Source organism: Actinomadura bangladeshensis (assembly GCF_004348335.1).
GTDB classification, from domain to species: domain Bacteria; phylum Actinomycetota; class Actinomycetes; order Streptosporangiales; family Streptosporangiaceae; genus Spirillospora; species Spirillospora bangladeshensis.
This window is the reverse complement of record NZ_SMJW01000082.1, coordinates 25,715-31,890: the sequence shown is the minus strand read 5'-3', so window position 1 is coordinate 31,890 and position 6,176 is coordinate 25,715. Positions and strand designations below refer to the sequence as shown.

General features: G+C 71.4%; 5 protein-coding genes. 3 read left to right on the top strand and 2 right to left on the bottom strand.

The annotated features are described in order from the left end of the window. Positions 1-36: 36 nt before the first annotated feature. On the bottom strand, positions 37-912 hold the full coding sequence (locus E1284_RS17935; protein WP_165965319.1) for a VanW family protein: 876 nt from the start codon (positions 910-912) through the stop codon (positions 37-39). Between the two features lie 213 nt (positions 913-1,125). Then, positions 1,126-2,697: a bifunctional phosphatase PAP2/diacylglycerol kinase family protein gene (locus E1284_RS17925; RefSeq protein WP_243714557.1), complete on the bottom strand. Its 1,572-nt coding sequence runs from the start codon at positions 2,695-2,697 to the stop codon at positions 1,126-1,128. A 140-nt stretch (positions 2,698-2,837) separates the two neighbouring features. Here E1284_RS17925 and E1284_RS17920 point away from each other — a divergent pair, with 140 nt between their 5' ends. The 3 genes from E1284_RS17920 to E1284_RS17910 all read left to right on the top strand — a co-directional run bounded on the left by E1284_RS17920 (position 2,838) and on the right by E1284_RS17910 (position 6,172). Then, positions 2,838-3,809 (top strand): ABC transporter permease, encoded by a 972-nt coding sequence (locus E1284_RS17920; protein ID WP_131940302.1) that lies wholly within the window; start codon positions 2,838-2,840, stop codon positions 3,807-3,809. Between the two features lie 13 nt (positions 3,810-3,822). Next, entirely contained in the window at positions 3,823-4,608 is a 786-nt protein-coding gene (locus E1284_RS17915; protein WP_131940322.1) for an ABC transporter ATP-binding protein, read from the top strand. A 163-nt stretch (positions 4,609-4,771) separates the two neighbouring features. Beyond that, on the top strand, positions 4,772-6,172 hold the full coding sequence (locus E1284_RS17910; RefSeq protein ID WP_131940300.1) for an ABC transporter substrate-binding protein: 1,401 nt from the start codon (positions 4,772-4,774) through the stop codon (positions 6,170-6,172). Positions 6,173-6,176 lie beyond the last annotated feature (4 nt).

The window sequence follows — 6,176 nt, the reverse complement described above, 5'->3', positions numbered from 1 at the left end:
GCCCGGCCGGACGGCGCCCGCACCCCCTGCTCCCGCCTAGACGCACTTCACCTTCGGCTGGGAGCGGTACTCGGTGTGGAACTTCTCGCTGCGCACCATGCGCCCGCCGGCGTACAGCGTCCGCCGGACGTCGATCGCGAAGCCCTTCCGGCCGGCCATCGGGACGCACTTGCGGCCGTGTCCGACACCCGTCCGGTACGGAGTGAACCCGTACCGCTCGGACGTCCGCGACCGCACCTCGTACTTGCGCTCGCCCCACAGGGTCACCGTCAGCGACGACCCCGTGTAGGCCGCCTGGATGCGCACCGGGGCGTCGGTGTCGTTCCTCCAGGTGAAGTCGAGCTTCGGATAGGAGACGGCGGCCTCGCGGCCCTCCGGGTACTCCGGCATCCACATGGTGTGCGCGCGCGACTTCCGGATGTCCAGCCCGGCCCGGAACACCGCGTTGAACAGCGTCGACGAGACCTGGCAGATGCCGCCGCCCACGTCCTTCACCAGCCGCGCCCCCATGATCGCGGGCGCGGGCACGTACCCGCGGCTCCTGGTCCGCGGCCCGACGACGTCGTTGAACGAGAACGTCGCCCCCGGCTCGACGATGTTCCCGTCCAGGATCCGGGCCGCGAGCTCGATGTTGCGGACGCGCGGTTCACCCGGCGCGAAACGCGTGGTGTAGCTGCTCATCGGCTGCCGCCGCGCCGCGTCCGGCCGCTCCGGGACGGGCCGGTCGAGGGCGGCCCCGCCGGGGACGGCCAGCGCCGCCGACGCCCCCTGCTCGCGCGGAACCTCCAGGTAGGCGCCGAGCAGGAGCCCGGTCGTCGCGAGGGTCCCCGCCACGATCGGCCACCACTGCCGGACGTACTGCCCGAGCTGCGGCTGGCGGCGCCGCGTCCGGCGGTTCGGCCGATGCTCCACCCGCGGGCTCCGCTGATCGCTGCGCCGGCATCGGCCCGGCCGGGTCCGTCCCACGGCTCACACCCCCAAGGTCCCACCGGGATCCTCACGGACCCTGCCGTGCCTCCGGGGACGACTCCCACGCCTTTACGCGAAGAAGACCGGCACACCACCAACCGGGGTACCGGCCTTGACCCGCGGGCCGCCGGTCACCCGGTCGGCCGGGTCACCCGGTCACCCGGCGGCCGCGGGGCGGAACACCGCGAGCGCGCCGGTGTGCTTGCCGAACCGGATCGCCGCCGGAAGCGCGGAGACCTCGCCGTCGCGGGCGAGCCGCAGCCCGCCGTCCGGGGAGACGATCTCCAGGCCGCTCGTCCGCCACTCCCGGTAGCCCGGCGTGACGTGCAGGTGCCCGGCGAGGACCGCGGCGACCGCGCGGGCGCGCGGGACGCGCCGCCCGGTGACGACCATCCGGACGTCGAGCCGCCCGTCGTCCAGCCGGCCGCGCCAGGTCGGGGCGGCGCCCCGGGACCCGAACACGCCGTTGCCGACGAACGCCAGCCACACCCGCAGGGGACGGCCGTCCACCCGCAGCTCGACCGGCTCGGAGTGCCGCAGCGTGCGGACCGCGGCGACCGCGAGCGCCGGCCACTTCCCGATCCGCTTCTCCAGCCGCTCGCGCCGGTCGACCAGCTCGGTGTAGGCGCCGAAGCTCGACGTGTTGAGGAACAGCCGCTCCTCGTCCCGGTCGGCGCCGGCGTGCGCGGGAACGACGTAGGACACGTCCACCCGGCCGAGCCGGCCGCTCCGGTACGCGCTGATCGCGTCGGCGGCCGACTCCACGCCGAGCGCGCGGGCGAAGTGGTCGAACGTCCCGCCGGGGATGACCAGGAGCGGGACGTCGTGGTCCAGCGCGGCCCGCGCCGCCGCGTTCACGCTTCCGTCGCCGCCGACGACCGCGAGCACGTCGGCGCGTCCGGCGGCCTGGTCGAAGACCTCGGCGACGCCGCCCTCCGGGTCCAGCCGGACGATCTCCGCGGCGGGCAGCTCGCGTTCGAGCAGGCCGAGCGTCGCCTCCGGGCTGCCCGGCAGCGAGATCCCGGCGGGCGCCGCGCCCCCGGCGCCGGAGCGGGTGTTGACGACCACGACGAGGCCGCGGCCGTCCTCGGCGACCTTCGCCGGCTCGTCGGCCGGGCCGACCCGGGCCACCGGCGGGCGGGCGGGCCACACCATCCGCGTCCCGATCCCGGCGATCGCGCCGATCCCGAGCCCGGCGAGGACATCGCCCGGGTAGTGGGCGCCGGTGTAGACGCGGGAGAACGCCACCGCGGCGGCCGTCGCCGCGACCGGCACCGCCACCCGGCGCGGCGCCTCCAGCGCGACACCGGTCGCGAACGCCGCCGCGGACGCCGAATGGCCGGACGGGAACGCGTGCGAGGTCGGCAGCTTCCAGCGGATCCGGATCGGCGGCACGAGGTCCACGACGGGGCGCTTGCGGCGGAACGCCTGCTTGCCGATGAGGTTCACGGTCGGGCTCGCCACCGCGATCGCGATCGAGCCGCGCAGCGCCGCGCGCCGCAGCCGGGGGCGTCCGGTCAGGCCCATCACCCCGGCCGAGGTGAACCAGAGCACACCGCGGTCGGCGAACCGGGAGAGCCGCGGCAGGACGTACTCGAGCCCGCGCAGCCGCGCCGCCGCCACCCGGTCGAACGCCCACCGGTCGGCGCGCCCGAGCCTGCGCAGCAGCCGCGACCGGGGCGCCGGGACCGGCTCGCGGCGGCGGGGGATGACGAATCGTGACGGCACGGTGATGCTCCGTGAGTGGTTGATCCGCATGTCCGGGGTATCCCCTGGGACGCCGACATGATTCCGTAAAGATCTCAAATCGGGGGTCACATGCGGGCGAACGTCACTCTCGACTCATCGACTGCAATAGGCTTCGCGACATGAGTCACCCGGAACGGCTCGGTTCCCCGGGTGGCGAGTCGGTCGACACGATCGCGGAGCCTTTCCACGTGAACGGGACCCTGGCCGACTACGCCGCACGACACGGGCTGAGGCAGAGCGCTGCGCGCCCCCCGCTGCGCAAGTACATCCAGGATGTGTGGGCTCGCCGGAACTTCATCTGGGCGTTCGCATCCGCCAAGAACATCTCGATGTACACCGACTCGCGGCTCGGGCAGGTATGGCAGCTGCTGACACCGCTGCTCAACGCGGCCGTGTACTACCTGATCTTCGGCCTGCTGCTGAACACCAGCCGCGGCGTGCCGGACTTCATCCCGTTCCTCGTGACCGGCGTCTTCCTGTTCGGCTTCACGCAGCGATCGGTCACCTCCGGGGCGAAGTCGGTCGGCAACAACTTGTCACTGATCCGGGCGCTGCACTTCCCCAGGGCCACGCTGCCGCTCGCGATCGCGATCGTCGAGTTCCAGCAACTGCTGCTGTCCCTCGTCGTGCTGTTCGCGATCGTGTTCGCGTTCGGTGAGCCGCTCAGCTTCAACATGGCCCTGTTCGTACCGGTCGTGGCGCTGCAGCTCATGTTCAACGTCGGCATCAGCATGGTGATGGCGCGGCTCGGCGCGTTCAACCGCGACATCACCCAGCTGCTGCCGTTCGTCATGCGGACGTGGCTCTACATGTCCGGCGTCATCTTCAGCCTGCCGTCGCTGATGAAGCCGGGCAGCAGGCTCGCCGAGTACCCGATCCTGGGCGAGCTGCTGAAGGCCAACCCGGCGTACGTGTACGTCGAGTTGAGCAGGCACGTCCTCCTGGGCGAGTACCGCGAGCACGTCGAGAAGGACCTCGGGGCCGGCTCGACGGGGCAACTCTGGTTGTACGCCGTCGTCTGGGCAGCGGTGATGCTGGTCGGCGGATTCATGTACTTCTACCGTGCCGAGGAGCGATACGGCCGTGGCTGACACGAAGGTGCGCATGGACCCTGCCGCGAACCCCGTGCAGATCGACCCGTCCAGGGAGCCGATCGTCGTCGTCGACGACCTGCACATCGTCTACCGCGTGTACGGCGCCGGCGGGAAGGGCAACGCCGCGTCGGCGTTCTCGCGCGTCCTGCGGCGCAAGCACCGTCCCTCGATGACCGAGGTCCACGCCATCAAGGGCCTGTCGTTCGTCGCCTACCGGGGCGAGGCCGTCGGGATCATCGGCACCAACGGCTCCGGCAAGTCGACGCTGCTGAAGGCGATCGCCGGGCTGCTGCCCCCGCACCGCGGCGGCGTCTACACCAACGGGCAGCCGTCCCTGCTGGGCGTGAACGCCGCCCTGATGAAGGACCTCACCGGCGAGCGCAACATCGTCCTCGGCTGCCTGGCCATGGGCATGTCCCCGACCGAGACCAAGTCCAAGTACCAGGAGATCGTGAGCTTCGCCGGGCTCAAGGAGGGGTTCATCCAGTACCCGATGCGGACGTACTCGTCCGGCATGGGGGCCCGGCTCCGGTTCGCGATCGCGGCCGCCAAGACCCACGACGTGCTGCTGATCGACGAGGCCCTCGCCACCGGCGACGCCAAGTTCCGGCGCAAGTCCAAGGCCCGGATCGACGAGCTGCGCAAGGACGCCGGCGCGGTGTTCCTCGTCGCCCACCAGCTCGACACGGTCAAGGAGATGTGCGACCGCGTCATCTGGATCGACGAGGGCCGCATGCACATGGACGGCGACCCCGAAGAGGTCATCGCCGCCTACACCGAGGCCGCCGGCAAGTAGCGGGCGCGCGGCACGTCGCGGGCGCGCGGTAACGCGGGAGTGCCGCCGGGGCTGCCGTTTCCGGTGGGTCCAGAGTGACGCAGAGTTACCGGATCGTCTCTGGATGAGACGTCCTCGCCGATCTACCTTCGAGGGGAGACCTTCAGCGGCGAGGGAGACCCCCATGGCCGAGCGGCTGAGCAGACGCGGCTTCCTATCCTCCACAGCGCTCGCGGCGGGCGGTTGCGGTCTCCTGGCGGGGTGCGCCAGTGAGTCCAGCGGCCCCCAGGCGAAGAGCACCGGGAACGCCCCGAAGGAGGTGTTCACCGCCCCCGCGAAGAAGCTGAGCGGCTCGCTCAGCATCCTGATGTGGAGCCACTTCGTGCCCCGGCACGACACGTGGTTCGACGCGTTCGTCTCCGACTGGGGCAAGAAGGTCGGGGTGGACGTCCGGGTCGACCACATCAACACCGTCGACGTCCCCCGCCGGGCCGCCTCGGAGATCCAGGCGGGGCGCGGCCACGACCTCATCCAGCACATCGCGCCGTTCTCGCAGTACGAGCCGTCCGTCCTCGACATGGCGGACGTGGTGCAGGAGGCGAACCGGCGCTGGGGGCAGCAGCTGGAGCTGTGCCGCAAGTCGAGCTACAACCCCAACACGAAGAAGTTCTACGCGTACTGCCCCGGCTGGGCACCCGACCCGGGCGACTACCGCAAGTCGATGTGGCAGAAGGTCGGTATGCCGAACGGCCCGTCGAGCTGGGACGACCTGCTGCGCGGCGCCTCGGAGATCAAGAAGCAGACCGGGGTGCCGTGCGGGATCGGGCTGTCCCCCGAGACCGACTCCAACATGGCGGCGCGGGCGCTGCTGTGGTCGTTCGGCGGGTCCGTCCAGGACCAGAACGAGCGGGTCGTGCTCGACTCGGACGCGACCGTCGCGGCCGTGGAGTACATGGCGCGGCTGTTCCAGGGCGCGGAGACCAGCGAGGTCTTCTCCTGGACGCCGGCGTCCAACAACCAGGCCCTCATCGCGGGCAAGTCGTCCTACATCCTGAACTCGATCTCGGCGTGGCGCACCGCGATGGGCACCAACCGGACGATCGGCGACGACATCTTCTTCGTGCCCGCGCTGCGCGGCCCGAAGGCGGCGATGGCGGCGCAGCACGTCATCCAGCAGTGGATCGTGCCGAAGTACGCGGGGAACGCGGACGCGGCGAAGGAGTTCCTGCTGCACTACACGGCGAACTTCGCCTCGGCGTCGTACTACTCGGAGATGTACGACCTGCCGGGCTGGCCGTCGATCGTCCCGCAGCTGAACGGCTGGCTGGACGGCGACCCGTGGGGCGCGAAGCCGGCGAACAAGCTGTCGCTGCTGAAGACGGCGACGTCGTGGAGCGCGAACATCGGCTATCCGGGGCCGTCCAACCCGGCGATCGGGGAGATCTTCAACACCAACGTGCTGCCGACGATGTTCGGGCGCGCCGCCCGCGGCCAGACGTCCCCGAAGCAGGCGGTCGCCGAGGCGCGGGGGCGCGTCGACAAGATCTTCGAGAACTGGCGCGGCCGCGGTCTCGTGGGCGGCTGAACCC

Bases quoted from the DNA above. Each gene is read 5' to 3' on its own strand.
- E1284_RS17920 (WP_131940302.1), top strand. From the start codon at position 2,838: ATGAGTCACCCGGAACGGCTCGGTTCCCCGGGTGGCGAGTCGGTCGAC.
- E1284_RS17915 (WP_131940322.1), top strand. From the start codon at position 3,823: ATGGACCCTGCCGCGAACCCCGTGCAGATCGACCCGTCCAGGGAGCCG.
- E1284_RS17910 (WP_131940300.1), top strand. From the start codon at position 4,772: ATGGCCGAGCGGCTGAGCAGACGCGGCTTCCTATCCTCCACAGCGCTC.